Below are 26,187 nucleotides of genomic sequence, written 5' to 3'. Positions count from 1 at the left end.
TCCAGTTTCGGCAAAGATGCCTGCAACACCCACAAAGTTCCAGATCAACGTAGGGGCAATCCCTCGACGGCCATGCGCCCAAACCACGGGGAATCCAGCGTCATGACATAGAACTGGTTTCCAACGATCTTCCCGCCGGTTGTAATCCCCAACCGGCCCTGTGGGTCCTGCAGGTTTTGTAGGATGTTTCCCTCTCCGTCGAATTGAATCAGCATTCCGCGATGGATCGGTGCAGGCCGCACCATCGGACCCAGCCGCCAAATCACCTTGCGCAGGAACGGATAAGGCATCAAAACTTCGGTCGGCACGCGCGGGCTGGCGAACGCCATCCAATAGGTGCCGTCACCCTGCGCCTCGATATTGTCCGGATAGCCTGGCAAGTTGTCCATCAGAACTGCGCGCTCGCCCGCCCTTGGGCCGGTCAGCCACAGTTTATGGACCCGCGCACGCCCGGTTTCCGCGATCAGCAGAAATTCTTCGTCCGGAGACAGCGCAACACCGTTCGTGTAGACGAACCCATCGGCCACCTTTTCGGTGCTGCCGTCGGGCGCGTACTTGGCGACATACCCGGTGTCCGATTGCTCCCAGATCGTCATCACGGATGTGGGTTTGGTACCGCCCATTGTTTCGGGGTCGAAACGATCTGAAGAGTTGGAGAAATATACCGTCCCGTCCCGGGCCACATCCAATTGGTTGGCATAGATCAACGGCTTCCCGTCAACTTCAGAGGTAAGCAACTCTAACGAACCGGGACCATTCCAACGCATCAACCCACGAAAGCTGTCCGCGATATACAGCGCACCGTCCAGGCCCGCCTTGAGGCCCAACGGGCGCCCACCAAGTTCGTCGACCTTGATGGGGGCTTCGCCGTCAATACGGAACAGAGCGCCGGACGCTGTGGTTGTATAAGCGGTTCCATCCGGCAATACGGCGATGTCTTCGGGACCCACCTCATCATCAGGAAATGCGATCAATTCAAGCTGATCCAGCGCGTTGTTTTCGGCAAACTCGCCTGCGAACTCAGGTGCTTGTGGTGGTTCCCACGCGACCGGCTCAACCTCAACCGGCCAAAAAATCAGATAGGCTAGCCCGATCAGGATCAACCCCAACAAAACGCGCATCTGCACCCCTCCCTCAACAATTTTGTGTAGGGTGGGCGGCAATCGCGCACAACACAAGGTTGCTCGCCCTGTGACCTTACGTTTATCTGCCTATATGACTGACCCACGCTACACCCCGCTTGCCCTGTCCCTGCCTGCGACCGTGCCCTTTGTTGGCCCCGAAACACAGGAGCGCCAGCGGGGTGCGCCTTTCATTGCCCGGCTTGGCGCGAACGAAAGTGTCTTCGGCCCCTCGCCGCGCGCGGCCGAGGCAATGGCAAATACTGAAATCTGGATGTACGGCGATCCCGAAAACCATGACCTGCGCCACGCATTGGCTGAACATCATGGCGTTGGGGCAGACAATATCGTCGTAGGGGAAGGGATTGATGGGCTTTTGGGCTACCTCGTCCGGCTTTTGATCGGACCCGGCGACGCCGTTGTCACCTCGGACGGTGCCTACCCGACATTCAACTACCACGTGGCAGGGTTCGGTGGTGTGTTGCACACCGTTCCCTATCGCGACGATCACGAAGACCCGGCGGCCCTGTTTGCTCTGGCCGTAGAAACGGATGCCAAGCTGGTCTATCTGGCCAATCCCGACAACCCTATGGGAAGCTGGCATTCCGGCAAGGATATCGTCGCGGCGCTGGACGACTTGCCCGACGGGTGCCTGCTGATTCTGGATGAGGCTTACGTGGAATGCGCGCCCGAAGGGACCGAAGCCCCTGTCGCAGCCGATGATCCCCGCGTTATCCGGATGCGCACCTTTTCAAAGGCTTATGGAATGGCAGGGGCGCGCGTCGGATATGCGATTGGCGCACCCGAGTTGATATCGGCGTTCAACAAGGTACGGAACCATTTCGGCATGAACCGCGCAGCGCAAGCTGGGGCGCTGGCAGCGCTGCAAGACGACGCCTGGTTAAAACGGATTCAGAACAAGATCGCTGAGGCCCGCACCCGGATCGGACAGATCGCAACAAAGAATGGTCTGACCCCCTTGCCGTCGGCCACGAATTTCGTTGCCATTGATTGCCGGCGGGACGGTAACTTTGCTAAGGCGGTTCTCGAGTCGCTTGTCGCGCAGGGTGTTTTCGTTCGAATGCCCTTTGCTGCGCCGCAGAACAGGTGCATTCGGGTAAGCTGCGGCGAGGCGTGCGATCTGGATGCCTTTGCCGCAGCTCTGCCAAAGGCGCTTGAGGCCGCAAACGCGCGCGCATGAACTGCGCCAATACGCTCGGCAGTTCGCGTTACGAAACCAACGCAGCCGCCGCAGCCTCCAACGCGCCTGTGCCGCGCGGGATCCCGAGTGCGGCCAGCCCGGTTTCAACCCCGCCCAAAATGGCCATGACCATCTGCCCATTCACATGCCCCATGTGACCAAGACGGAAACATCCGTCCCAGTCCTCCATCCCAAGGCCGATGCCCAAGGTAAGGCCCAGTTGGGTTTCCGTAAATTCCCGAAGGGCCGTGCCCCGACCGTCGGTCAGCCGCAAGGCGGTTACGGCACGGCTACGGTCTTGGCGATCTGCGACGTTCAAGTGCAAAGCACCGCCCTCGGCCCAGATTTCGCAGGCCGTCCAAATAGCTCCTGCAAGTCGTTCGTGGCGCGCCCAGACCTGTTCGATCCCCTCGGCATGGATGATATCCAAGGCAGCGCGCAGACCATATAGGTGATGGGTCGGAGCTGTCCCGTTGAAATACTGATAAAACAGCTCCGGATTAGCCCGCGGCACCCAATCCCAATATTGCGACACCCGGGGCATAGTGGCGCGCTTGGCCCGCGCCTTGTCATTAAAAAAGACAAACCCCACACCTGCAGGCGTCATCAGCCCCTTTTGACAGGCGGTGACCATGACGTCGACGCCCCAGGCATCCATTTCGAACCGATCACACCCCAGCGAGGCGATACAATCCGCCATCAAAATCGCCGGGTGGTTCAAGTCATCCAGCAACGCGCGAAGTGTTGGAATATCGTTTCGGATCGAACTTGAGGTATCCACATGCACGGCCAGAACCGCTTTGATTTCATGCGCTTTATCAGCGCGCAACGCGTCACCGATACGTTCGAAATCCCAAGCAGATGACGTGCCGAAGTCGATCAATTGCGCCGTTGCACCGATCCCTTCCGCCATCTCTGCCCAGCCGTGGGTGAACCGACCCGAAGCCGGTGCCAAAACACGTTCGCCGGGGGCAATGACGTTCGACAGGGCAGCTTCCCAAGTGCCGTGCCCGTTGGCGATATAAATTGCGACGTTGTGCTCGGTCCGGGCGATGCGACATAGGTCGCGGGTCAGCGCGGGCATCATCTCGATCAACTCGCCATCATAGATATTGGGCGAGGGACGGTGCATCGCTTGCAAAACGGCGTCGGGCATTACCGACGGCCCGGGAATAGCCAAATACTCACGCCCCTGCGCGAGAGAGTTGTGATTTTTCATGGGATCAACCTGTTAGAATTGGCCTCACCCTAACGTGTGGCCCGGCAGCGTCAATCCATCAGCTTGGACGCCTCGCGCGCAAGTGTTTCGATGCCCGCCCAATCTTGATCCAAAACCATCTGCTTTGGCGCAACCCAACTGCCACCGGCGCAGACAACGTTGGACAAAGACAGGTAATCGCGGGCATTCGCAGGCGAGACACCACCGGTTGGACAGAACGTGATCTGCGGAAGCGGAGCACCAATTGCCTTCAATGCAGGCGCACCGCCTGAAGCTTCGGCAGGAAAGAACTTGAGCATATCATATCCCTGCTCCAGCAGACGCATTGCCTCGCTTGCCGTGGCCGCGCCGGGCAAGAGGGGCAGGCCTTCGGCCTCACACGCAGCGATCAAAGCTTCAGTCGCGCCGGGAGAGACACCAAATTGTGCGCCTGCCTCTTTCGCGGCACGGACGTCATCAGGGGTCACCAGTGTTCCAGCCCCTACGACACCGCTCGGCACTTGAGACATTGCCCGGATTGCATCCAGCGCCGCAGGCGTGCGCAGCGTAACTTCAAGCGCGGGAAGCCCACCAGCGACAAGCGCCTCGGCCAGTAGGCGCGCATCCTTGGCATCGTCGATAACCAGCACAGGAACGATAGGGGCAAGCGCGCAAATTTCGCGGGTGCGTTGGGTTTTGGACATGAATTAAACTCCGAAAATGCTGGCACCAGTGTCGGCCGACCCGACATTCTGGCGGAACGTGCCAAAGAGGTCGCGGCCAACGCCGTGCTGGTTTGCCGAAAGGTCTGCGGTTGCCGGGGCGCGATCAAGTACGCCGGGGGTCATGATCTCCAATTCTCCGCTGACCGCATCTACACGCAGGATGTCGCCATCCCGTAAACAGGCGATGGGACCACCATCCAGCGCCTCGGGCACCACATGAATCGCGGCTGGAACTTTGCCCGATGCTCCAGACATCCGGCCATCAGTTACCAAAGCAACCTTTTGCCCCCTGCCCTGAAGGATCGAAAGCATCGGCGTCAGCGAGTGCAGTTCGGGCATTCCGTTGGCTTTCGGTCCCTGAAAGCGGACAACGACGATGACGTCATCCGTGAACTCACCCGCCTTGAACGCTGCTTTGACCTCTTCCTGGTCATGGAAAACACGTACCGGAGCTTCGACCACCTGATGCTCGGGCGCGACAGCAGATACCTTCATGACAGCGGTGCCCAGATTTCCGGTCAGGCGCGACAAGCCGCCTGTGGGCTGGAACGGATCCTTGGCCGGGCGCACGATCTTTTCGTTCAAGCTGTGTGCAGTGCCTTCTTCCCAGACCAGTTCACCATCTTTCAGCTTTGGCTCTTTGGTATAGTTGTGCAGACCCTGCCCAGCGACCGTCAGCGTATCGGGATGCAGCAGGCCGTCTTCAAGCAACGTGCCGATGCAATAGCCAAGGCCCCCCGCGGCATGGAAATGGTTCACATCGGCCAATCCATTCGGATAGACCCGCGCGACCAGCGGGACCACGGCGGAGATGTCCGAGAAATCCTCCCAATCCAGAACGATACCTCCGGCACGTGCCATGGCGATCAGGTGGATCAGCAGGTTCGTGGACCCTCCGGTTGCCATCAACCCGACGATACCATTCACAAAGGCGCGTTCGTCCAGCACCTGACAGACCGGCGTATAGTGATTACCCAGCGCGCTAAGTGACAAGGCACGGCGCGCGCCTTCTTCGGTCAACGCATCGCGCAAAGGTGTATTCGGGTTGATGAAGCTGGAGCCAGGAAGATGCAGGCCCATAAATTCCATCAACATCTGGTTGGTGTTGGCGGTTCCGTAAAAGGTGCAGGTGCCCGGCCCGTGATAGGCGGCCATTTCCGCCTTCATCAACGCGTCACGGCCGACTTCTCCGGTGGCAAACTGCTGACGAACCTTGGCCTTTTCGTCGTTCGGCAGGCCGCTTGTCATGGGTCCTGCAGGCAGGAACACGGCGGGCAAGTGACCAAACGCCTGCGCGCCGATGACCAGACCCGGCACGATCTTGTCGCACACCCCAAGGAACACGGCGGCGTCATACGTGTTGTGGCTGAGCGCCACTCCAGTGGCCAGCGCAATAACATCGCGCGAGAATAGCGACAACTCCATCCCCGCTTCGCCCTGCGTGACGCCATCACACATGGCGGGAACGCCGCCTGCGACCTGCGCCGTGCCACCCGCCGCACGGATCGCGTCACGGATCAGCGCCGGATAGCGTTCGAAAGGCTGATGCGCCGAGAGCATGTCGTTATAGGCGGTGACGATGCCCAGATTGCCAGCCGTTCCAGTTGCCATGGATTGCTGATCTTCACCCGCCCCGGCATAGGCATGAGCCTGACCGCTGCAGGATAGATGCGCACGGGCTGGCCCTTTGGACTTGGCGTGTTCCATCCTCTCAAGATGCGGGCCGCGCAATTCGGCGCTGCGGTCGATGATGCGCCGGGTGACGTCGGTGATGACGGAATGTACCATGATTACCCTCCGATCTGACGCCAACGGCGTCCATCGCGATGCATCAGCATCAATGCTTCTTCCGGCCCTGAACTGCCCTGATCATATTTGGCTGGCCGGTCACCCCGATCTTCCCACCCCTGAATGATGGGATCGACCCAGGCCCAGGCGGCCTCGGCTTCGTCACCGCGCATGAACAGGGTTTGATCACCCCGGATCACATCCATTACCAGCCTCTCATAAGCATCCTGAGCACGCGCATCCGTGCCCAGCGCCTCGGCGAAGCTCATGTCCAGCGACACATCTGACAGGCGGAATCCACCGGGACCGGGGTCTTTGATGGTTGTGCGCAATGTGATGCCTTCGTCGGGCTGCAACCGAATGACCAGAACGTTGCCACGCAAGGGGCCTACGTTGGGAAAAATAGTATGCGGTGGATCGCGGAAGAACACGGCAATTTCGGATTCGCGTGCGCGCAGACGCTTTCCAGTCCGCAGATAGAACGGCACTCCGGCCCAACGCCAGTTACCAAGATGCACCTTTAGGGCGATATAGCTTTCGGTGCGGCTGGCCGGGTTGCCGACATGATCCAGATAACCGTCCTCTCCCTGATCAGCCCGATATTGGCCCCGCGCGATGTCCGAGGGGTCCACGGGTTCTAACGCCTCAATAACCTTGACCTTTTCGTCGCGCACCGCATTGGGCGAAAACTTGGACGGAGGCTCCATCGCGGTCAGGCACAACAACTGAACAAGATGGTTCTGCACCATATCGCGCATAGCGCCAGACTGGTCGTAGTAAGCCCCCCGCCCTTCAACACCTACGGTTTCCGCAACTGTGATCTGAACATGATCAACATGGGTCGAATTCCAAAGCGGCTCGAACAGGGAATTGGCAAAACGCAGGGCCATAAGGTTCTGGACGGTTTCCTTGCCCAGATAATGGTCGATGCGATAAATCTGATGTTCTTCAAAACAGGCACGCAACCCTTCATTCAGGGCCTTGGCAGAAGCCAGATCATGACCGAACGGTTTTTCCACCACAATTCGGCTGTCCGGTGTTGCCAGCCCGTTATCATTCAACCGCTGTGCAATGCCGGAAAACAGGCTGGGGCCTACAGACAGATAGAACGCGCGCACCACGTCGGGGCGCAATTTTTCAGCAAGGTCTGCCCACCCTGAGTCACCCAGCGCATCAACAGGGACATAGTCGACCCGGCTAAGGAACCGGTCCAATACATCCTGTTTGAACCCGGGGGCATATTTCTTCATGGATGCGCGAATCTGCTCTCGAAATGCATCACTGTCCATGTCCGACCGTGCTGTTCCGATGATACGGGCCTCTTCGGGCATTTGGTCCACTTCAAACCGGTGATACAGACCCGGCAAAATCTTGCGCTGCGCCAGATCGCCCGTTGCGCCGAACAACACAAGGTCGAACGGATTTACCGGTATTACGCGTGAAACCATCTGCAGGCTCCTTCAGTTGTCACTGGCACATCGTTTTGCCACACCAGTAATGTTATCGCTAACATTCAACGCGGGAGTATAAAAAACCATACTAAGAATCAACACTGGATTTGAAAAAAATTTCAAAATCTACGACTCGGTCACCCTTGGTTTCGCAGCCACTCCATCACAGCCGGACGAACGGATTGCTCACCCCGGTGACGCGCATCGGCAATGATCTTCCGCAGCGATTGCAAGTCGGCGCGCAACAACACGCTTTTGACAGGCCCGATCGAGGCAGGCCGCATTGACAACGAACGGATACCCATGGCTGCCAGACACAACGCCTCAACCGGGCGGCCCGCGTCTTCGCCACAAAAACTCAGCGGTGTATTCGATATGTTGCAGCGCTCGACAATACGTTCGATGAAACTGAGGAAGCTTACATTCAACGTATCATACCTGCGGCGCACCAGTTCATTTTCTCGGTCAGCCGCGAAAAAGAACTGCTTCAGATCGTTTCCCCCAATCGAGACAAAATCCACCTCATCATAAAATTTTTGAGGGGCAAAGCCCAAGGACGGGGTCTCAAGCATTGCGCCAACTTCTATTCTTTCGGGCAGGACATGCCCCAGCCGCTTTTCGCGTTCGATGGTCTTGTTGACCTCCCAACGCGCCTCGCGAAACTCATCCGCCTGCGCCACAAACGGGAACATCAGTGTCAGGGGGCGCCCGTTCGCTGCGCGCATCAGGGCCTGTAACTGCATCCGCATTACGCCGCGCTTGTCCAGACCGACCCGGATCGCACGCCACCCCAATGCAGGATTGGGTTCTTCTACGTGTTTCATGTAGGGCAGAACCTTGTCCGAGCCGATATCCAGCGTTCGGAACACCACTCGTTTTTCCCCGGCCGCGTCCAGAACTCGCTGATACTGGGTTACAAGTTCCGACCGCTTTGGCATCTGGTTTCTGATCAGGAACTGCAACTCGGTCCGGAACAGGCCCACGCCCTCGGCTCCGGAATTGTCCAGCGAAGGCAGGTCCGCCATAAGACCGGCATTCATCACGAGATTGATGCGCTCACCATCCCGAGTGACCGTCGGAGTATCCCTGATCGAGGCATATCGCTCCTGCGCCTTTGCCTGCATCGCAATCTTGTCACGAAACGCACTGACGACCGTGTCTTCGGGCCGCAATTGAACGGTGCCCTGATCCCCATCCACAAGAATATGGTCACCGTTCAGCGCCTCGGTCGTGATCCGGCCGACATGCACCACCAAGGGAATAGCCAGCGCGCGGGCAACAATCGTCGCGTGGCTGCCGACTGATCCTTCCTCCAGCACGATCCCCTTCAGAGATCGGCCATATTCCAACAGATCGCCGGGGCCGATGTTACGGGCAATCAGGATCGGATCAGGTGGCAGGTCCGCCCCGTTGGTGTTGCCCTGCCCAGTTAGAATACGCAGCAAGCGGTTGCTGAGGTCGTCCAGATCGGCGAGCCTCTCGCGCAGATAAGGGTCGGTAACCTGCCCCATCCGCGCACGCGCTTGTGACTGTTCCTTTTCAACCGCAGCTTCGGCACTCAGGCCACGGGCAATGTCCTCTTCCATCCTGCGCATCCAGCCCTTGGAGTTCGCAAACATCCGGTAGGCTTCCAGCACTTGTAACTGCTCGGTGTCGCCGTCCTTGGAAATCTCAAGCATTTTGTCGACGCCCACGCGCAGTTCCTCGACCGCTTCGGCCAGACGCTCACGCTCTCGATGGGGGTCTTCGGCGATGGGGTTGGTGACCACAACGCGTGGCTCGTGCAGCCAGACATGCCCTTCGGCGGAACCTTCCTGCGCCGGACCACCGGTTAGCTGCACAGATTGCTGGTGGCGGGGGGACAGGGCGGCGCCCTCACCCACGAACGCCCCCAGCTCGGTCATTTCGGCCAGAACCATGGCGACCACTTCCAACGCGTAAACCTCATCCGCCGAGTATTCGCGCGCATCGCGGGATTGCACGACCAGAACGCCCAGCTTTTCACCCAGACGCTGAATGGGCACCCCCAGGAAAGACGAAAACCGTTCTTCGCCCGTTTCGGGCATGTAACGGAAACCCTTGGCAGCAGGCGCATCCGGTGTGTTCACGATCTTGCCGTACTTCGCGACGCGCCCCACAAGCCCCTCACCCATGCGCATACGGGTCTTGTGAACCGCCTCGGGCGACAGACCTTCGGTCGCGCAGAGTTCAAGAGTATCCTCATCCCGGAACAGGTAAATCGAGCACACCTCGGCCCGGATACTGTCAGCGATCAGATGAGTGATCCGGTCAAGACGTTCCTGACCGGCGGCTTCGTTCGCCATCTCTTCGCGCAGCCGCCCCAGCAGCTTGCGGGATTCTGTTTCAGTGCCGTCCGCCATGGCCCACCCAAATTAGTGCGTCAGGCGAGACCCTTGGCAGAAAATGCTCAGGCCGCCTTGTCCAGTTCAAAGGCATCATGCAGTGCCTGAACCGCAAGTTCCATGTATTTCCTGTCCACAAGGACGGAAATTTTAATCTCAGAGGTTGTGATGACCTTAATGTTGATCCCCTCATCCGAGAGTATCTTGAACATTTTTGCCGCCACGCCGGATTGCGACCGCATCCCGATCCCCACGACCGAGACCTTGCAGACGTCTTCATCCGCGACCAGTTCGGTGTAGTTCAACTCGCCCGCGTCCTTAATCGCCAGCAATGCTTTTTCCGCCCGCGCCACCTGATCGGTCGGGCAGGAAAAGGTCATGTCCGTGCGCCCCTCATCAGAGATGTTCTGCACGATCATGTCCACGTTCACGCCTTCATCGCTGAGCGCAGTAAAGATGATCGAGGCGATGCCGGGGCGGTCGGCCACGGACACGACAGTCATCTTGGCTTCGTCACGGGAATAGGCAACACCGGCCACAACATTGGATTCCATGATATCCTCCTCATCGACGACCAGTGTACCGGTCTCGTCGGATTGTTCTTCGAAACTAGAAAGAACGCGCAGTTTCACCTTATAGCGCATCGCCAGTTCCACCGAACGGGTCTGCAAAACCTTGGCCCCCAGGGAGGCCAGTTCGAGCATTTCCTCAAACGAGATTCGATCCAGCTTGCGCGCTTTTTCACAAATGCGCGGGTCGGTGGTATAGACGCCATCCACATCGGTGTAGATATCGCAACGCTCGGCCCCAAATGCTGCGGCAAAGGCCACAGCCGTAGTGTCCGACCCACCACGGCCCAGCGTGGTGATACGCCCTTCGGGGCTGATACCCTGGAACCCGGCGACGACGGCGACTTTCATACCCTCGTCGAATTTCTGGGTCAGGTTCTCGGTCGGGATTTCCTCGATCCGGGCCTGACTGTGGGCGCTGGTCGTCATCAGCGGAACCTGCCAGCCCTGCCAGCTGCGCGCCGGAATATCCATTTCCTGCAACGTCAGAGCCATCAAACCTGCGGTGACGTTTTCGCCCGAAGACACAACCGCATCATATTCGCGTGCATCAAACAGCGGAGATGTTTCGTTCACCCAGCCAACCAACTCGTTGGTTTTGCCTGACATGGCCGACACGATGACAATCACATCATATCCCTTGGCCACTTCAACGCCGATGCGTTTCGCCGCGCGGCGAATGCGGTCCAGATTGGCGACCGACGTGCCGCCGAATTTCATCACGAGTACGGGCATGGGGGCTAGTGTCTCCGCGCCTTGGAATTCAGGTTTCGTGCGTCTTATGTCAGGGGGGGCCCAAGGGCAAGTGTTCAAAACCGTTTAGGTCCTTGCGCTCGATCGCTTTACATCGGATCACGGGGGTGTCAGCTTGCCAACATCAGATTTACCAAGGGGTTCCCCATGCCACGTTTCGTCTTCGCTTTAGCTGTCCTTGCAACGCCCGCGCTAGCACAGGAAACCACTCTGGCCGGAACCGACGGCAAGAACTCTTTGGGCACCATCCCTTGCGCGACCATTGCAGGCGACGCCCTGCGTAGCTGCAACGCCGAGCTTAGGCGCCGTGACGATGGCGGTGCAACGCTGGCGGTAGGCATGGGCAATGGCGAGGTGCGCAACATCTATTTCACGGATGGCATCCCGGATTCGACCAATTCAACCGCCAAGCTCAGCTATGAAACGCGGGGCGACATCATGGTCATTTTTGTTGAGCCGGGAGAGGTGTACGAACTCCCCAAAGCCGCTTTGAATAATTAGTAATCGTGCGGCTGACCTTCATAGGTCTCAAAACATCCCGAAGTATCCAGAGACAGGGCTGCAAAACGGTCAACCAGACCATCCGCAGCCTCATCTACCGTGATCGCAGCCGCAGCACCGCCCATATCCGTCTGTACCCAGCCCGGATGATATATACCCACAGCAATCCCGTCGCCGCGCAGGTCTGCGGCAAGGTTACGCCCCAGATTGAGCGCGGCCGCTTTCGACGCGCGATAGATATAGCTACCTCCCGGTGCTCGCGTATGTGACGCCATTTGCGAGGACAGGATCGCGATTTTGCCTTGCGATGCGCGAAGATTGGGCAGCAAAGACTGAACGGTCAGGAAAACACCGGTCACATTCGCCGCAAATGTCTGCGCCCACATCTCGGCGGGATAACCATCAATGCGTTCCGCCTTGTCCAGATACACTCCGGCATTGCAGATCAAAAGGTCAACAGGCTGATCGCCCAATTGCGCAGCCATATCCGCATGGTGACCGGTGTCGGTCACATCCAGCACCACCTCGGCGCTGCCGTCCCGAGCGGTTCCTGTCACGTCATGGCCCTGCGCCCGATACCGGCCGGCAAGTGTCTTTCCGATGCCCCGGTTGGCTCCGGTAATCACGATATGCATGATCAGTTCGTCTTTCGGCTGGGCATGAAAAGAAGCGGTGCGACCGGCACCCCATCTTCGATCAGGGCTTTGGCCTCTTCCGGCTTCGCCTCGCCATAGATCGACCTCTCTGGTGCGTCGCCCAGATGCATTTTCCGGGCTTCGCTTGCAAAGTCCTTGCCGACGTAATCCGAATTTTCTTCGACCTTGCGCCGCAACTCGCTCAGAGCCTGCTCAACCTCCGGGGTCGGGCTGGTCATGTTCACGGCGTCTTCGGATGGGGCCGCCGTTTCGGTCCGTGCCTCAACACTGCGGGCAGAACGAACGCGCGGGGTCATGATCGCCTTCTCAACCTGCGCATCGCCGCAAACAGCACAGGTCATCATACCGGCGGCTGCCAACTTGTCGTAAGCTGTGGCCGACTGAAACCAACTATCAAAGGAGTGTCCCTTGCTGCACTTCAACGCGTATTGAATCATGATCCATCCAAAGTTCGATTGCAAAATAGATACTGACCCGCAAGCCAATAGCAAGGGTCGTTAAACCCGCGTCAGTGTGCAAACAGGGCTACCTTGCGTAACAATTGGGCAAGATCAGGTGAACGAACCCGACTGGCAGCCTTTTGCGGCGATAGCCACGCGCGCTGACGCTCATGGCATTCAGGATAAAACGCCGCCGTGGAACGGACCAAAAGCGGAAACACGTCCACCACACATAACACCGGCCCTTTCCGGCGCCGGTTTTTGTAATACAAGAAATTTCCGATCACGTCGGGCGTGCAGTCGCCGATTGCCCCCGCCTCTTCCCACGCTTCCTGTCGCGCCGTGGCTGACGGCGATAATCCATCAATCAGCCCACCCTTGGGTATGATCCAACGGCCTGACTTGCGCGTTGTCACAAGCAGGACCTCAGGGCCGTTTTCCAGAACACGATAGCACAAGGCAGCCGACTGCCTTTTGACCGGACCATGTCCGGTGAGTTGTTGATTTTGCTTCCAAAGCCTGTGCTCGATCACGCTTTGCCGCCCGTCGTCTGCCTCCGTCTCCGCAAGCCCCTTTGCGCTTTGACGCTTATTTGGTGGGACTTGGCAACAACCCTACCACATGAAGTGTTTTATTCCAAGCACTTACGGGAAATTACATACGAGCCGCCAGCTTTCGGAGCAGATCATCATGCGGAATGTCGGCATCCAGCGCCAAACGCCGCAAGCCAAAATGAACACGCGCAATCTGTTGGTAATACCGGGTGTAGACAAAATTTGTCCCTCCCCCCGCAATCGCCCCCAGAACAGGAACAGACTGCGCTGCCAACTTCTGTCCCAAGACAACGGACAATTTTGGCGCAACAGCAGCGATCAACCGCTGCATCGCGGGTCCCGTCAGGGTCAGCCGTACCGAGAAAAAACCAAGATCCGCGCCATCGTCAAAAGACAGCGGACCAGCAGCGGACAATACGCGGACACAGTCGAATTTCACGCCATCCTCCGAAGGATTAAAACCCTCTTGCGCTGCGGCACCCTGAATGGCCCGCAATAACATGGTGGTTGTCGCTGGCAGTTCCATCAATGCGGTTGAAACGCCGCCAATCCCTCCGGCCGCACCCATCGCCGTTGTCAGCGCCGTGTTGACCCAAGGCCGCTGATCCGGCACCGCCCGACGAGAGCTTTCCGCCGCATGCATGGCCATCCAAAGCGCCTGCTCAGTTGCCCCTGTCAAACCTTGCCTGACGGACGCAGGCAATTGTTCCAACAGGGATTCAGCCGATCCCCCGAGGCTGTTCAACAACTTGATACCTGGCCCACCGGCAGACTTGTAGTAGCGGGCCAAGCGGTCAAGTTCGGCTTCTGCATCCAGTTTTTCGACAAGAACCACGTCCTGCATACGTTCCCTCCTGCCCTAAAAACATTGGAATTTAGCTTTGCAAATTCAATAGCTCAGCGCGTCCAACGTGTAACAGGACCGCTCACGCCACGCCAAACGCCCGGTTCCAACTCTGCGCCCAATACACGGTCAGGGTTGGTAGGGGGCGGCATTTCCACCCCATTCAGACGCGAGAATCCAAAGCGCGCGTAATATGGGGCATCTCCGACCAACATAACCCTCTGCCAGCCCTTGTCGCGCCCGGCCTGCAACCCTTCGTGGATCAGAAAACCGCCAAGGCCCTCTCCCTGATGGGTCGGGTGAACTGCGACGGGGCCCAACAGCAATGCGTCGTGACCTCCCACATGCACGGGCCAAAACCGGATCGCGCCCGCCAGAATACCCTGCGCGTCGCGTGCCACCAAGGAAAGTCCCGAAACCGGCGGGACATCATCGCGCAGCCGATAAGACGACAGCGCCTCGCGGCCAGGCGCAAAACACAGGTCATAAAGCGCCTCGACCTCCCACCAATCGTCCGGCTCTTCCGGCCTGATCCCGAATTGCTGCACGCCTGCCCTCTTTTCCTTGCTGGAATTTGGCCTAACACTTCGTTACGCCTTGGGCAAATGCTTGGAGACCACATGTTCTATCGCCCCGAAGACGGCCACGGCCTGCCACATAACCCCTTCAATGCCATCATAACCCCGCGGCCCATCGGATGGATTTCTTCGCGAGACGTCGACGGGATAAACAACCTTGCGCCCTACTCGTTCTTTAACGGGGTTGCCTACACGCCCCCGCAGGTGATGTTCGCAACAACGGGCACAAAACATGATCAGGATGGTGGAAAAGACAGCGTCGCGAATATCGAGGCTACAGGGTTCTTCTGCGTCAATGTGGTTGCTCATGCACACAAAGACGCAATGAACGCCAGCTCAGCCGGGCTCGCGAAACACGTTGACGAATTCGAGCACGCAGGACTTACACCGATAGAGTGCGAAACGATCCCTTGCGCCCGTGTTGCGGACGCGCCTGCGGCGTTGGAATGCAAGCTCACCCAAATCGTGACGCTCCCCGGCGAGGCAAATCGCGTTGTGTTTGGGGAAGTTACCGGAATCCACCTGCGCGACGATTGTCTGAAAGACGGACTGTTCGATGTCACATCCTTCCAACCCCTGGCCCGGCTGGGGTATCGCGACTATTCGGTGGTCACCGACCTTTTCTCGCTGAATCGACCGGATGACTGAACGCGCAACAAGGGGGCTCTGCCCCCGCCGCCCTTGCAGGGCGACTCCCCCGGGATATTTCTAGCCAGATGAAGCGGGGGATCCGTACTTCATCTGGCTAGAAATATCCCGGAGCGCGAGGCAGAGCCTCGCAGAAGACTCAGTGACCGCCCAGAATTCCAGTTCGGACAGAATAGTCTACTGCGATTTCGTAATCCGGGTCATCGTCGCTATCGACCATCAGGTGACCTGCCTTGTTCAGCAGTTTGTGACAGTCGCGGCTGAGATGGCGCAGCATCACGCGCTTGCCGGCTGCCTCGTATTTGGCTGCGATGTTCTCGATGGCCTGCAATGCCGACTGGTCAACGACACGGCTTTCGGCAAAATCTACAATGACCGTTTCCGGGTCATTTGGAACATCGAACAGTTCGACGAACCCATCGGAAGACCCGAAGAAAAGCGGGCCCTGGATTTCATAGACCTTCGCACCTTTTTCGGTTTCGGATTCACGGGTGATAGCATGAATGCGCTTTGCGTTGTTCCAAGCGTAGGCCAGAGCCGAAACAATGACGCCGACGACAACAGCCACGGCTAGGTCTTCCATAACCGTAACAACAGTGACCAGAACGATGACGAATGCGTCCATCAGCGGCACCTTGCGCATGATATTGAACGAGTTCCAAGCGAAGGTACCGATCACAACCATGAACATCACACCTACCAGAGCCGCAAGCGGGATCTGCTCAATCAGGGGTGAGGCGAACAGGATGAAGACCAACAGGAACAAGGCCGCAGCGACCCCGGCGATACGTGTGCGGCCACCAGATTTCACGTTGATCATCGACTGGCCAATCATCGCGCAGCCGCCCATGCCGCCAAAGAACCCGGTGGCGACGTTCGCGACGCCCTGAGCGATACACTCCTGCGATGCACCGCCACGTTTTCCGGTGATTTCACCGACAAGGTTCAGGGTCAGCAGGGATTCGATCAGGCCAATGGCCGCAAGAATGACAGCATAGGGCAGAATGATTTCAAATGTTTCCCAGTTCAGCGGGACCATCGGAATGTGGAAGGGCGGCAGACCTCCCTCAATCGACGCCAAATCCCCGACGCGCGGAACGTCCAGACCAAAACCGATCACCAGAGCGGCCACCACGACAATCCCCGCCAAGGGTGCGGGAACGACGCGGGTAATGCGTGGCATGATCCAGATCACCGCCATGGTCAGCGCCACAAGCCCCAACATGGTATAGAGTTGGAGGCCCGAGAGCCACTCTCCGCCGCCAACGCCATGGCCGGTGTTCTCCATTGTACCGGGCACTTTGAACTGGCCCAACTGCGCCAGAAAGATGACAATTGCCAGACCATTCACAAAGCCCAGCATGACCGGGTGCGGGACCAGTCGGATAAACCGGCCCCAGTGCATAGCCCCGGCAATCATTTGCAGAATGCCCATCAAGACCACCGTCGCGAACAGGTATTCCACCCCATGTTCAGCCACCAGCGCCACCATCACAACGGCCAAAGCACCAGTCGCACCTGAAATCATACCGGGTCGGCCACCGATCAGCGCCGTGATCAGGCCCACCATGAAGGCCGCGTAAAGCCCCACCAGCGGGTGCACGCCGGCGACAAACGCGAATGCCACCGCCTCGGGAACCAAAGCCAACGCGACCGTAAGGCCGGACAACAGCTCAATCCGCAACCGCGAGACCGTTAGACCCTCGTCCGGCACCCAACGCAGGTCGGGTTTTGCAATTCGAGAGGCAAAGCTTGCCAGCATAGCTCGGGGCATTGGATGGTCCTGTCGGTCTGATCTGTTCGCGCGAAAGGGGTCTTCTACCCGGCATTGCCCCGCAAAGCCACCGCGTCCAGTGGGAGGCTGGTATGCGCCAGGCGCATATCAGGTATCTCGCAAAGTCGTGAATTGAACAGTTGAACCACCGCAGGCACCTATGCGGCATGCGATGGTTGATCCTTTTCCTACTGGCCCCGATCACTGTGCTTGCACAAGACCTGCAGGGCAATGACACTGCCAGCAATTGGCGTGTAACGCATTTCGAATCCCACGGCGTTTGGAATTCGATCTGCGATGAACGCGAAGAATACGGTGCCTTGAAACAGCGGTGCTACATCCGGCGCGCCGAGGTCTTTTCCTATCGCCCAAATTTCGGGGCGCAGTACATATTCATCACACCGGCCCCCGACGGCGTGGAAATCGAGTTTGGTATTGAACCGGGTACGCTGTTCTCGCACTCGGGCTTTCGCATTGATCGAGAACAGGGCGTTGCTTGGCGTACGCGCAGGCCGGGCTGCCTGACTGGGCTTGGCTGCACGTTCAAAGGGCCGCGCGCAGATGAAATCGTTCGGGCGATGCTGGAGGGCGTTGAATATCGCTTTGTTTTCCGCGACCGGCACGGGCAGGCGCAGGACCTGACTTGGCCGTTGCAAGAATTCGACGCAGCCTGGCAGGATTTTCAACAGCAGGCGCAAGCTCGTAACCTGTTGACGTCACAGCATTAGGCATTCCCTCTTGTCAATCAGAACGACACAGCCCACAAATCCAGATGCAGCCACCTCAACCGGAGAATTCACGTGACCCAAACCAAGATTGCAGTCATTGGCGGATCAGGCATCTACGACATCGACGGGCTGGAGAATGCCGAATGGGTCACCGTTGAAACCCCTTGGGGTGACCCTTCAGATCAAATCCTGACCGGATCGTTGTGTGGCGTGGGCATGGCATTTCTGCCCCGTCACGGGCGGGGTCACGTTCATTCGCCAACCGATGTGCCTTATCGCGCCAATATCGACGCGCTGAAACGTCTGGGCGTGACGGATTTGATCTCGGTATCTGCCTGCGGGTCGTTCCGCGAACAAATGGCGCCGGGCGATTTCGTGATCGTCGATCAGTTCATTGATCGGACCTTTGCACGAGAAAAAAGCTTCTTCAGTTCGGGTTGCGTCGCCCATGTCAGTGTCGCCCACCCGACCTGCCCGCGCCTGTCGGATGCGTGTGAAACAGCAGGCAAGGCCGCTGGTATCAATATCCATCGCGGCGGAACCTATCTGGCCATGGAAGGACCGCAATTCTCGACCCTGGCAGAATCCAAGATGTATCGGGAACAGTGGGGCTGCGATGTGATCGGCATGACCAACATGCCCGAAGCCAAACTCGCGCGCGAGGCCGAGCTTTGTTATGCATCAATCGCGATGGTCACTGACTATGACAGTTGGCACCCCGACCATGGTGAGGTCGACGTGACATCAATTATCGCAACGCTGACAGGCAATGCCGAGAAAGGCCGCGCGTTGGTCAAAGGTCTGCCGAACCTGCTGGGGGCCCAGCGCGCACCATGTCCGCACGGATGTGACCGGGCACTGGAATACGCCATCCTAACTGCGCCTGACAAACGCGACCCGGCGTTGCTTGCCAAGCTGGATGCCGTTGCCGGGCGCGTGCTCTGACGCTTATTGCGCCAGCGTTTGCTGAACTTCATCCCACAGCCCGTGGGACCAAAGGTCGTTATGGCTGCCCTCCGGGATAACGTGAAGCTGCGCGGTGTCGCCTGCCATGTCAGCCAGTGCCTGACCGTGATGCAACGGAACCGTTTCATCTTCTGTTCCGTGAAAGATCAGGGTGGGCACGGTAACGCGGTCGATTAAGTCTCGGGTCGCGAACTGATCTTTCATCAAAAGAGAAACCGGAAGGAACGGATACCGTTCTGCGGCCACGTCGACAGTTGCAGTAAATGGTGCCTCCAACACCAAGAGTTTCGCATTGGGACGCTGTTCCGCCACGGCTGCGGCAACACCCGTGCCAAGGCTTTGGCCATGCAGCACGACATCCGCGCCCTCGCCCGCCAATTTGTCGTACATCTGGATTGCGTCCGCTATCAGCGCAGGCTCGGACGGCTCGCTCTCGCTGCCGGGATAGCCGCGATAGCTGGGGGCGAACAGACCAAAGCCGCTATTGAGAATCTCGCGCATGCGATCCGCACGATCCCCCAAATTTCCGGTCTGGCCATGAAAAAACAGGACCGTCGGCGCGCCTTCTGTTGCCGGAGGCGCGCTCCACGCTGTCAGGACTGCGCCGTCTGCCATCGGGAGTGAGATCACATCCACATCCGCCAGACCGACTGCGCGGGGCTCTGGCAGGTCTCCGTCCGGCTTGAACAGCAGAGATTGCTGGTTGAGGTACATATACCCAACGATGCCAGCGTAGACCGCTGCACCAAGGACGACCGCCAAAATCAGAACGCTCTTGAATACTGCGGACCTTCCCTCGCGCTTGAACACAGTCGCGGTTTCGTTGTGCGTGTCGGTCATTGCTCTCCTCCCGGTTAGGTGCCGGATGATCTGAGTTTGGGGGAGCTGCCGCTCGTTTCAAGGTTCAGGCGCGCGGCTTAATGCAATCTTTAGACTGTTGCCGATACGCCAGACGCCCGGCCAATTCGCAGTCAACCATTGAAACTGCGTAGCTGACCTCCCGATTTGTTTACTGACCGCAGCCCCAGTTGCGCCACAAAGTTGCGACAAGCAGGGGCTGTTGAGGCAAGGACAGACATGAAACGACTAGACGCATTGGACGCCGCTCGCTTTTTTGCATTTTGCGGCATGGTATTGGTGAATTTCCGCATTGCTGCGCAGGTTGCGCCCGGCAATGGTTGGGCATCCACCTTTGTCGATGCGCTGGAAGGACGCGCGGCGGCGCTGTTCGTCATTCTTGCCGGGGTAGGCGTGGGTCTGTCCAGCGTCCCGGTTTCTGCGCTGCTGCGGCGTGCTGCGTTTCTGTTTGTGCTGGGCCTGATCAACATGGCCGTGTTCGATGCCGATATACTGCATTTTTACGCGCTGTATTTCGTGGTGGGCGCTGCGTTTCTGACCTCGACAACACGCGGCCTATGGGCAGGCGCTCTTGTAATCGTCGGTTTGGCATCCGCGGCGAACCTCGTATTCGACTATGATCGCGGGTGGGATTGGGCCACGCTGACATATGCAGACCTTTGGACAATGTCGGGGTTCTTGCGCAACACGCTGTTCAACGGCTGGCACCCCGTTCTTCCTTGGGCCGCGTTCCTTTTGATTGGAATGGCGATCGGTCGGTCAGAGCTAAACACAATCTGCATTCAGCATCGTCTGATCATGTGGGGGTTTGGTACGGCAGTACTGGCTGCATTCCCTCAGATTCTGGTGTCTGACCCCGAACTTGCGACCTATCTGGGGACTGAGTCCATTCCGCCGGGGCCGTTCTACATCCTCGCGGGAAGTGGCACATCCTGCATGGCAATCGGGTTACTTTTGAAACTTTGGCCACTGATTGAAAAATCCGGTCTAGCCCCTGCCCTCACCACGCCCGGACGGATGAGCCTGACGCTGTATATGGCGCATATCCTGATCGGGATGGGCATTCTAGAGGCCGCCGGACTTCTGAACGGTTCGCTATCCGCGCTGCAAATCGTAACTTATGCGCTTGGGTTTTGCGCCGTGTCATCGGTTTTTGCGGTGATATGGGCGCGCAAATTCAAACGCGGCCCGCTTGAAGCGCTGATGCGCCGTGTTACCGAGCCTCGCCGGGCTTGACCTTCGCGCTTGGGCAAGGCTTGGTGTCACGACTGTCCCGAAAGGAACCCTCATGTCCCTAGAGCTTTGGCTGGCGTTTGTCGCTGCATCAACAGCACTGTTGCTGATCCCTGGACCGACTGTTCTGCTGGTTCTCAGCTACGCTTTGTCAAAAGGTCGAAGCGTCGCCGTTGCATCGGCCACTGGTGTGGCGCTGGGGGATCTTGTGGCAATGACGGCCTCGTTGCTTGGACTGGGCGCGCTGGTTCTGGCCTCAGCTACACTATTTTCTGTTCTGAAATGGGTTGGCGCGGCGTATCTGGTTTGGCTGGGGACAAAACTGCTGCGCAGCGCCCCGTCTGGCGGGCTGGAAACCGTGGAATCTGGGCGGGATGTCACGGCGCGCAGCGTGTTTGGCCATGCCGCCGCCGTCACCGCCCTGAACCCCAAGTCCATCGCATTCTTTATTGCGTTCGTGCCGCAATTTCTGCGCCCGTCAGAGCCTTTGGGCCCTCAGTTCGCAATTCTGATCGCCACCTTCGTGGGCTTGGCCTGGCTCAACGCGCTGGCCTATGCGCTGTTGGCTGATCGGTTGCGCGTTATGATCGGACGCGCGGGCGTCATCACCGCAATTACACGGTTCGGCGGATTGACATTAATCGGTATGGGTGTGGCGACCGCGATATTACGACGCCCGGCCTGACCCGTCAGTCGCTGGCGTTTTCCTTCATGAAGCCGCGAATGAACCGACGGATTTCCCGTGCGGCCGACGTATCCAATTCCTTGCACAACTCGACAAAAGCGTCGCGTTCATCCTTATCCAGGCGCAAGACCAACTGACTGTTTTTCTTGGTAGAACCCTTGCCGTCTTTCTTTCCCACGCGCTTTGTCCCCATCAAAACCTTGATTCTTTAAGCGATGCATTGTATATACATAGCATAGAAGATGTAGTTATCGAGCAACTAACAACAAAATAGGATTATGGCAATGAACCTTCACGCAGCTCAGGCATTTCTGTTGCGAGATCAGCGTAACTGGCGCAAACCTCACCTCTCGTGGCTGCCTGCCGCATTGTATCGTTATTACGGGTTGCCGAACTCGGTTTCGAAAAACCGCAAGTAATGCGGCGGCAATCTTTTCTTGCATGACCGATGCCAATGGGCCAAACAGCCCAGCGTGTTTTCACGCCAAAGGGGTTGGACATGTCCAGAAACAAGTCGGTCAAGGATTACATACGAACAATCGTTGATTTCCCGCATGAAGGGATCATGTTCCGCGATGTCACGACGCTGTTTGCTGACCCTCGCGGGTTCCGCATGGCCATCGACCAGATGCTGCACCCCTATGCAGGCGAACAGATCGACAAGGTCGTCGGGCTTGAGGCACGCGGCTTCATTCTGGGTGGGGCAATCGCACACCAACTTAGCGTTGGCTTTGTGCCGATCCGAAAAAAGGGCAAGCTGCCGGGGACCACAATCAGCCAAGATTATAAGCTGGAATACGGCGAGGCGATTGTCGAAATCCACGATGATGCCATCCAGCCCGGCGAAAAGATCCTGGTTGTGGACGATCTTCTGGCAACTGGCGGAACCGCCGCAGCCGGTATCAAGCTGATCGAGCGGCTGGGCGGTGAGATCGTTTCGTGCTCGTTCATCATCGACCTTCCCGAATTGGGGGGCCGCAAAGTGCTGGAAGACATGGGTATGGATGTGCACGTTCTATGCGAATTCGAAGGGCTTTAGCGGTCAACCGATCACAGAATCGTGAGTGGAAACTTCAGCTCAGGCTGGCTTAGCGCCGGCCTGCCCTAGATCAACCCGACAAGATAGACATATTCAATGATCCTGTTTCGAGGGTTCACCGTACCCCTGTTGATGCCGCTGAAGGCATGCCAACAAGGGAAAGTCTATCATGTTTCGCAAACTCGCAATCGCTGGCGTAGCAAGCCTGTTCGTCTCATCAATCGCTTTCGCGGATGGTCACTCGAAAGACATCGTTGACACAGCCGTCGGTGCCGGCAGCTTTGAAACTCTTGTCGCTGCGGTTCAGGCGGCTGAACTGGTCGATACCCTGAAGGGCGAAGGCCCCTTCACGGTATTCGCGCCAACTGACGAGGCCTTTGCAGCCCTGCCCGAGGGCACGGTTGAAACCTTGCTCAAGCCCGAAAATAAAGACCAACTGGTTGCCATCCTCACCTACCACGTGGTTCCCGGCAAAGTCATGTCAGGGGACCTGTCCGATGATATGAAGGCCGCCACAGTCCAAGGCGGAGAGGTTACGATCGACCTGGACAATGGCGTCATGATCAATGACGCATCGGTCGTTCAGGCGGATATCGAAACGTCGAACGGCGTGATCCATGTGATCGACAAGGTCATTCTGCCCGACTCGTAATTACCTTCTAGCGGTCCGGGTGATCCCGGGCCGCTCTAACGTCTTCAACACCGCACCGGGGTTCATGATCCCTTTCGGATCAAGCGCCGCCTTTATGGCGCGCATCGCGTCCAGCTTGACCGGGTCTCCGTATCTTTCCAGATCCCCCACTTTCAGACGCCCTACGCCATGCTCCGCGCTCACGGATCCACCGAACGCGTGCACAAGGTCATGGACCGCGCCTTTGATTTCGACTCTCACCCCATCAAATTCTGATCGGTCACGTCCCTGCGTAGGGAAGACGTTGTAATGCAGGTTGCCGTCGCCCAGATGCCCAAAGCAGTTGATGCGAAAGCGACCTATCTTTTCGATCACACCCGCGCCTCTGCGAATAAACTCAGGTATCTCAGCGATCGGGACCGAGATATCGTGGCTGGACACCGACCCGATTAACCTGTTGGCCTCAGGTATATGTTCGCGAACAGACCAAAGGTCCATGCGCTGCGCTTCACTCTGTGCGATCACCGCATCCACAACTAAATTTCGCGCATCCGCTGCTTCATAGAGCGTTTCAAGTGCATCTGTTGGTGACTGTCCGGCAGACAACCCGACCTCGATTAATACAGACCACTCAGGATGCGCGGTGAACGGCTGTCGGATGTCGGACAAAACCTCGGACAGGAATTGCAAACCCTGGCGGTGGATCAACTCAAACGCGCTGACGCTGTCGCCCATCTGGTCTCGGGCCAAGGCCAGCAGATCAATCGCCGCTTCGGGTGAGGCCACCTGCACCATCGCAGTTCCAGTGGCTGCCGGACGCGGAAACAGCTTAAGCGATGCTGCCGTGATGATCCCCAGCGTACCCTCGGCCCCGATCAGCAGATTGCGCAGGTCGTACCCGGTGTTGTCTTTCCGCAGGCGGCTTAGGCCATTCCAAATCTCGCCGTTCGGCAAGACGGCCTCCAGACCCAGACATAGATCACGCGCATTGCCGTAGCGCAGCACATTGACCCCGCCCGCGTTGGTTGCAAGGTTCCCACCAATCCTGCAAGACCCCTGCGCCGCCAGCGACAGTGGAAAAATACGATTCTGACGCTGCGCAGCCAATTGAACATCTGCCAGAATTGCGCCCGCCTCGGAAATCATCAGATTTTCAGCAGGATACACGGCTCGGATGGCGGACATCCGCTCCAGCGAAACAAGCAACGGGGCCGGGCCGTCGGGCATGATCTGGCCACCAACCAGCCCCGTCCCGCCACCATACGGAACTACCGGTACAGTCGCCTCTGACGCCAACCGGACCAAAGTCGAAACCTCCTGGACCGACCGCGGCAGGGCCAACAGCCCGGCCTTACCGTGGAACCGGCGGCGAGGTTCCTCAACATATCGTTGGGATACGGGTCGCAGCACATCGTCACCCAAAGCGGCGCGAATGCGATGGGCAAAGGTATCATCTGCCGGTTGCAGTCTCATGCCCTTTCCATGCCCAAGCCGCGCCTGCGCCACAAGCCCTATTCCAGATCGATCAGGTATTGCGGCTCCAGAACAACAACGGTTGGCCGGTCGGGAAGTGTCTTCAAAGACACTGTAATTTCCGAAACCCCGTCCCGCTGCACAGGGAATTCATCGCGAATATCGACCAGAAACCGATCCAGCGAAAAGCCCGAAAACCAGTGCATCGGAATAATGACCGAGCTTTTCAACCGTTTCAGCACCTGGATCATATCCGGCAATGGCATGGTCGTACCACCATCCACGGCGGCCATTACCACATCCAACCTGCCCAGTGCCGCGAATTGTTCGTCTGACGGAACATGATGCAGATGACCCAGATGCCCGATGCACAGCCCTTCAACCTCGAATACGAAGATCGAATTGCCAAGTTCTTCGATACCACTATAGGCCGAGCGGATGTCGGTTGAGACATTGCGCACCAGCATCTCACCCAGATCAAGGTAATGGTCGATACCTTGCCCGAACTCTCCCCAACCGGGCAGAACGTACGGAATGGCTGGATCAGGATGAGCGGTCCAGTGGGTGCTGTGGGCGTGATTCATGGTGACAATGTCAGGAATCAGATCAGCACCGCCAATGAAGCCGGTGAAATCCGTCACCGCGTTCAATCCGCCCTGCGTCTGAATCAGGAAAGAGGCATGAGCGACATAGCTGATCCGAACCGAAAATTCGGGAACCGGGTCCTGCCACGAAGCCTTATGAACGTATTCAATTCCCGGCGCCGCATCGGCGATGGCAATACAGTGGCTGGGCCGCCGCTCCTGCGCCGCCGCCCCACCCGAGATCACCAACAATGCCGCTGCTACCGTCCAACGCATGACTTGATTGTAGCGCAAGCGTTCGCCAAGTCATGCCCCTTATTCTTCTGTTCAAAAATACTTCGGGGGAGGTGCCGCTTGCCGCGACGGGGGCAGCGCCCCCTACCCCGTTCGATCGGTACACTTCCCCTAACGTCGAGAAACCATCGCCCTTGAATGCGATCGCTAAGACAACGCCCCAAGCGCGAACGCCAAATTCTACCCTGAACGGCCAGTCGCCGCTGGATAGGCGGCAAGGGACGCTTCAACAGTGCCAGTCTCACTTATTCCGGAATTCCAGCTGCGCGTATTCGCTCATCAATCCTATCAGCATGACGGTTGTAGTTCCGGTTTTGCAGAAACAACGATCGGTATCTGCTGACCTAGGCGTCCGGCTCCCTTGCAAAAAGCTCACGCTTCGCCACAGCACACGCCTGCTCTTCACCAGCTTCGTGCAAACAAGTTACGAATTGGACGTATGTCGAGAAAATCGTCGGGTATTGGGCAAGTGCCGCGTGTCTGACGTCAGCGCCAATGGGACATTTTAGGTCGATTTGATAAGAGAGGGTTT

Annotated in this window: 27 protein-coding genes; 10 read left to right on the top strand and 17 right to left on the bottom strand. The window is 58.0% G+C overall.

Translation table 11 applies throughout. The features are described from left to right. Window positions 1–44: 44 nt before the first annotated feature. Window positions 45–1,121 (bottom strand): SMP-30/gluconolactonase/LRE family protein, encoded by a 1,077-nt coding sequence (locus GOV88_RS07150; RefSeq protein WP_171239985.1) that lies wholly within the window; start codon window positions 1,119–1,121, stop codon window positions 45–47. A gap of 94 nt (window positions 1,122–1,215) precedes the next feature. On the opposite strand from GOV88_RS07150, the gene GOV88_RS07145 reads away from it, so the two are divergent. After that, window positions 1,216–2,322, top strand: coding sequence for a pyridoxal phosphate-dependent aminotransferase (locus GOV88_RS07145; RefSeq protein WP_171240100.1), 1,107 nt, complete (start codon window positions 1,216–1,218; stop codon window positions 2,320–2,322). Between the two features lie 28 nt (window positions 2,323–2,350). Here the strand turns inward: GOV88_RS07145 and GOV88_RS07140 are convergent, their stop codons facing one another. The 6 genes from GOV88_RS07140 to GOV88_RS07115 form a co-directional block, all read right to left on the bottom strand. After that, window positions 2,351–3,541 (bottom strand): alanine--glyoxylate aminotransferase family protein, encoded by a 1,191-nt coding sequence (locus GOV88_RS07140; protein ID WP_171239984.1) that lies wholly within the window; start codon window positions 3,539–3,541, stop codon window positions 2,351–2,353. Between the two features lie 50 nt (window positions 3,542–3,591). Then, the gene (locus GOV88_RS07135) at window positions 3,592–4,224 is read right to left on the bottom strand and encodes a bifunctional 4-hydroxy-2-oxoglutarate aldolase/2-dehydro-3-deoxy-phosphogluconate aldolase (protein WP_171239983.1); all 633 of its coding nucleotides are present in this window, start codon (window positions 4,222–4,224) and stop codon (window positions 3,592–3,594) included. A 3-nt stretch (window positions 4,225–4,227) separates the two neighbouring features. Next, window positions 4,228–6,033, bottom strand: coding sequence for a phosphogluconate dehydratase (edd, locus tag GOV88_RS07130; protein ID WP_174834507.1), 1,806 nt, complete (start codon window positions 6,031–6,033; stop codon window positions 4,228–4,230). 2 nt (window positions 6,034–6,035) lie between these two features. Then, complete coding sequence (gene zwf / locus GOV88_RS07125) at window positions 6,036–7,481, bottom strand: glucose-6-phosphate dehydrogenase (protein ID WP_171121893.1); 1,446 nt, start codon at window positions 7,479–7,481, stop codon at window positions 6,036–6,038. Between the two features lie 140 nt (window positions 7,482–7,621). Further along, a complete protein-coding gene (gene ptsP / locus GOV88_RS07120) occupies window positions 7,622–9,865 on the bottom strand; it encodes a phosphoenolpyruvate--protein phosphotransferase (RefSeq protein WP_171125639.1) in 2,244 nt (747 codons plus the stop codon). 47 nt (window positions 9,866–9,912) lie between these two features. Then, on the bottom strand, window positions 9,913–11,151 hold the full coding sequence (locus GOV88_RS07115) for an aspartate kinase (RefSeq protein ID WP_171239982.1): 1,239 nt from the start codon (window positions 11,149–11,151) through the stop codon (window positions 9,913–9,915). A gap of 165 nt (window positions 11,152–11,316) precedes the next feature. Between GOV88_RS07115 and GOV88_RS07110 the strand changes: the two genes are divergently transcribed. After that, a complete protein-coding gene (locus GOV88_RS07110) occupies window positions 11,317–11,670 on the top strand; it encodes a hypothetical protein (RefSeq protein WP_171121890.1) in 354 nt (117 codons plus the stop codon). Here the strand turns inward: GOV88_RS07110 and GOV88_RS07105 are convergent. From GOV88_RS07105 to GOV88_RS07085, 5 genes are all read right to left on the bottom strand, one after another. Further along, window positions 11,667–12,305: an SDR family NAD(P)-dependent oxidoreductase gene (locus GOV88_RS07105; RefSeq protein WP_171239981.1), complete on the bottom strand. Its 639-nt coding sequence runs from the start codon at window positions 12,303–12,305 to the stop codon at window positions 11,667–11,669. The genes GOV88_RS07110 and GOV88_RS07105 overlap by 4 nt on opposite strands. A gap of 2 nt (window positions 12,306–12,307) precedes the next feature. Further along, window positions 12,308–12,763: a DUF1178 family protein gene (locus GOV88_RS07100; RefSeq protein ID WP_171239980.1), complete on the bottom strand. Its 456-nt coding sequence runs from the start codon at window positions 12,761–12,763 to the stop codon at window positions 12,308–12,310. A 71-nt stretch (window positions 12,764–12,834) separates the two neighbouring features. Beyond that, complete coding sequence (locus GOV88_RS07095; protein ID WP_171239979.1) at window positions 12,835–13,299, bottom strand: NUDIX hydrolase; 465 nt, start codon at window positions 13,297–13,299, stop codon at window positions 12,835–12,837. A 121-nt stretch (window positions 13,300–13,420) separates the two neighbouring features. Beyond that, the gene (locus tag GOV88_RS07090) at window positions 13,421–14,164 is read right to left on the bottom strand and encodes an EcsC family protein (protein ID WP_171125646.1); all 744 of its coding nucleotides are present in this window, start codon (window positions 14,162–14,164) and stop codon (window positions 13,421–13,423) included. A 53-nt stretch (window positions 14,165–14,217) separates the two neighbouring features. Continuing rightward, complete coding sequence (locus GOV88_RS07085) at window positions 14,218–14,712, bottom strand: GNAT family N-acetyltransferase (protein WP_171121885.1); 495 nt, start codon at window positions 14,710–14,712, stop codon at window positions 14,218–14,220. 72 nt (window positions 14,713–14,784) lie between these two features. Here GOV88_RS07085 and GOV88_RS07080 point away from each other — a divergent pair, with 72 nt between their 5' ends. After that, window positions 14,785–15,390, top strand: coding sequence for a flavin reductase family protein (locus tag GOV88_RS07080; RefSeq protein ID WP_171121884.1), 606 nt, complete (start codon window positions 14,785–14,787; stop codon window positions 15,388–15,390). Between the two features lie 139 nt (window positions 15,391–15,529). Here GOV88_RS07080 and GOV88_RS07075 read toward each other — a convergent pair whose 3' ends face one another. After that, the gene (locus tag GOV88_RS07075) at window positions 15,530–17,164 is read right to left on the bottom strand and encodes a SulP family inorganic anion transporter (protein ID WP_171125652.1); all 1,635 of its coding nucleotides are present in this window, start codon (window positions 17,162–17,164) and stop codon (window positions 15,530–15,532) included. Window positions 17,165–17,331: 167 nt separating this feature from the next. On the opposite strand from GOV88_RS07075, the gene GOV88_RS07070 reads away from it, so the two are divergent. Both GOV88_RS07070 and GOV88_RS07065 read left to right on the top strand, forming a co-directional pair. Continuing rightward, the gene (locus tag GOV88_RS07070) at window positions 17,332–17,892 is read left to right on the top strand and encodes a hypothetical protein (protein WP_171239978.1); all 561 of its coding nucleotides are present in this window, start codon (window positions 17,332–17,334) and stop codon (window positions 17,890–17,892) included. Window positions 17,893–17,964: 72 nt separating this feature from the next. Next, window positions 17,965–18,837 (top strand): S-methyl-5'-thioadenosine phosphorylase, encoded by an 873-nt coding sequence (locus GOV88_RS07065; protein WP_171239977.1) that lies wholly within the window; start codon window positions 17,965–17,967, stop codon window positions 18,835–18,837. Window positions 18,838–18,840: 3 nt separating this feature from the next. Here the strand turns inward: GOV88_RS07065 and GOV88_RS07060 are convergent, their stop codons facing one another. Beyond that, window positions 18,841–19,698: an alpha/beta hydrolase gene (locus tag GOV88_RS07060; protein ID WP_171239976.1), complete on the bottom strand. Its 858-nt coding sequence runs from the start codon at window positions 19,696–19,698 to the stop codon at window positions 18,841–18,843. A gap of 237 nt (window positions 19,699–19,935) precedes the next feature. On the opposite strand from GOV88_RS07060, the gene GOV88_RS07055 reads away from it, so the two are divergent. Continuing rightward, window positions 19,936–20,952, top strand: a complete 1,017-nt coding sequence (locus GOV88_RS07055) for a DUF418 domain-containing protein (protein ID WP_171239975.1) — start codon at window positions 19,936–19,938, stop codon at window positions 20,950–20,952. Window positions 20,953–21,004: 52 nt separating this feature from the next. Continuing rightward, window positions 21,005–21,634, top strand: a complete 630-nt coding sequence (locus GOV88_RS07050) for a LysE family translocator (protein ID WP_171239974.1) — start codon at window positions 21,005–21,007, stop codon at window positions 21,632–21,634. A 4-nt stretch (window positions 21,635–21,638) separates the two neighbouring features. On the opposite strand, the gene GOV88_RS07045 is transcribed toward GOV88_RS07050, so the two are convergent. Beyond that, window positions 21,639–21,812 carry a hypothetical protein gene (locus tag GOV88_RS07045; RefSeq protein WP_219635839.1) on the bottom strand — a complete coding sequence of 58 codons (174 nt, stop codon included), beginning with the start codon at window positions 21,810–21,812 and terminating at the stop codon, window positions 21,639–21,641. A gap of 106 nt (window positions 21,813–21,918) precedes the next feature. Here GOV88_RS07045 and GOV88_RS20605 point away from each other — a divergent pair, with 106 nt between their 5' ends. The 3 genes from GOV88_RS20605 (at window position 21,919) to GOV88_RS07035 (ending at window position 23,325) form a co-directional block, all read left to right on the top strand. Next, the gene (locus GOV88_RS20605; protein WP_255431662.1) at window positions 21,919–22,053 is read left to right on the top strand and encodes a hypothetical protein; all 135 of its coding nucleotides are present in this window, start codon (window positions 21,919–21,921) and stop codon (window positions 22,051–22,053) included. Window positions 22,054–22,133: 80 nt separating this feature from the next. Then, window positions 22,134–22,673, top strand: coding sequence for an adenine phosphoribosyltransferase (locus tag GOV88_RS07040; RefSeq protein ID WP_171121877.1), 540 nt, complete (start codon window positions 22,134–22,136; stop codon window positions 22,671–22,673). Between the two features lie 169 nt (window positions 22,674–22,842). Continuing rightward, window positions 22,843–23,325 (top strand): fasciclin domain-containing protein, encoded by a 483-nt coding sequence (locus GOV88_RS07035; RefSeq protein WP_171125662.1) that lies wholly within the window; start codon window positions 22,843–22,845, stop codon window positions 23,323–23,325. On the opposite strand, the gene GOV88_RS07030 is transcribed toward GOV88_RS07035, so the two are convergent. Both GOV88_RS07030 and GOV88_RS07025 read right to left on the bottom strand, forming a co-directional pair. Further along, entirely contained in the window at window positions 23,326–24,777 is a 1,452-nt protein-coding gene (locus tag GOV88_RS07030; RefSeq protein ID WP_171239973.1) for an FAD-binding oxidoreductase, read from the bottom strand. Window positions 24,778–24,815: 38 nt separating this feature from the next. Next, the gene (locus GOV88_RS07025) at window positions 24,816–25,637 is read right to left on the bottom strand and encodes an MBL fold metallo-hydrolase (RefSeq protein ID WP_171239972.1); all 822 of its coding nucleotides are present in this window, start codon (window positions 25,635–25,637) and stop codon (window positions 24,816–24,818) included. Window positions 25,638–26,187 lie beyond the last annotated feature (550 nt).

The organism is Ruegeria sp. HKCCA5491 (genome assembly GCF_013034565.1).
Lineage (GTDB): Bacteria > Pseudomonadota > Alphaproteobacteria > Rhodobacterales > Rhodobacteraceae > Ruegeria.
This window is presented reverse-complemented; position numbering and strand designations above follow the sequence as displayed.

Excerpts from the sequence above, each read along its gene's own strand:
- GOV88_RS07150 (WP_171239985.1), bottom strand. The coding sequence starts at position 1,121 with ATGCGCGTTTTGTTGGGGTTGATCCTGATCGGGCTAGCCTATCTGATT.
- GOV88_RS07145 (WP_171240100.1), top strand. The coding sequence starts at position 1,216 with ATGACTGACCCACGCTACACCCCGCTTGCCCTGTCCCTGCCTGCGACC.
- GOV88_RS07140 (WP_171239984.1), bottom strand. The coding sequence starts at position 3,541 with ATGAAAAATCACAACTCTCTCGCGCAGGGGCGTGAGTATTTGGCTATT.
- GOV88_RS07135 (WP_171239983.1), bottom strand. The coding sequence starts at position 4,224 with ATGTCCAAAACCCAACGCACCCGCGAAATTTGCGCGCTTGCCCCTATC.
- edd (WP_174834507.1), bottom strand. The coding sequence starts at position 6,033 with ATGGTACATTCCGTCATCACCGACGTCACCCGGCGCATCATCGACCGC.
- zwf (WP_171121893.1), bottom strand. The coding sequence starts at position 7,481 with ATGGTTTCACGCGTAATACCGGTAAATCCGTTCGACCTTGTGTTGTTC.
- ptsP (WP_171125639.1), bottom strand. The coding sequence starts at position 9,865 with ATGGCGGACGGCACTGAAACAGAATCCCGCAAGCTGCTGGGGCGGCTG.
- GOV88_RS07115 (WP_171239982.1), bottom strand. The coding sequence starts at position 11,151 with ATGCCCGTACTCGTGATGAAATTCGGCGGCACGTCGGTCGCCAATCTG.
- GOV88_RS07110 (WP_171121890.1), top strand. The coding sequence starts at position 11,317 with ATGCCACGTTTCGTCTTCGCTTTAGCTGTCCTTGCAACGCCCGCGCTA.
- GOV88_RS07105 (WP_171239981.1), bottom strand. The coding sequence starts at position 12,305 with ATGCATATCGTGATTACCGGAGCCAACCGGGGCATCGGAAAGACACTT.
- GOV88_RS07100 (WP_171239980.1), bottom strand. The coding sequence starts at position 12,763 with ATGATTCAATACGCGTTGAAGTGCAGCAAGGGACACTCCTTTGATAGT.
- GOV88_RS07090 (WP_171125646.1), bottom strand. The coding sequence starts at position 14,164 with ATGCAGGACGTGGTTCTTGTCGAAAAACTGGATGCAGAAGCCGAACTT.
- GOV88_RS07080 (WP_171121884.1), top strand. The coding sequence starts at position 14,785 with ATGTTCTATCGCCCCGAAGACGGCCACGGCCTGCCACATAACCCCTTC.
- GOV88_RS07075 (WP_171125652.1), bottom strand. The coding sequence starts at position 17,164 with ATGCCCCGAGCTATGCTGGCAAGCTTTGCCTCTCGAATTGCAAAACCC.
- GOV88_RS07070 (WP_171239978.1), top strand. The coding sequence starts at position 17,332 with ATGCGATGGTTGATCCTTTTCCTACTGGCCCCGATCACTGTGCTTGCA.
- GOV88_RS07060 (WP_171239976.1), bottom strand. The coding sequence starts at position 19,698 with ATGACCGACACGCACAACGAAACCGCGACTGTGTTCAAGCGCGAGGGA.
- GOV88_RS07055 (WP_171239975.1), top strand. The coding sequence starts at position 19,936 with ATGAAACGACTAGACGCATTGGACGCCGCTCGCTTTTTTGCATTTTGC.
- GOV88_RS07050 (WP_171239974.1), top strand. The coding sequence starts at position 21,005 with ATGTCCCTAGAGCTTTGGCTGGCGTTTGTCGCTGCATCAACAGCACTG.
- GOV88_RS20605 (WP_255431662.1), top strand. The coding sequence starts at position 21,919 with ATGAACCTTCACGCAGCTCAGGCATTTCTGTTGCGAGATCAGCGTAAC.
- GOV88_RS07040 (WP_171121877.1), top strand. The coding sequence starts at position 22,134 with ATGTCCAGAAACAAGTCGGTCAAGGATTACATACGAACAATCGTTGAT.
- GOV88_RS07035 (WP_171125662.1), top strand. The coding sequence starts at position 22,843 with ATGTTTCGCAAACTCGCAATCGCTGGCGTAGCAAGCCTGTTCGTCTCA.
- GOV88_RS07030 (WP_171239973.1), bottom strand. The coding sequence starts at position 24,777 with ATGAGACTGCAACCGGCAGATGATACCTTTGCCCATCGCATTCGCGCC.
- GOV88_RS07025 (WP_171239972.1), bottom strand. The coding sequence starts at position 25,637 with ATGCGTTGGACGGTAGCAGCGGCATTGTTGGTGATCTCGGGTGGGGCG.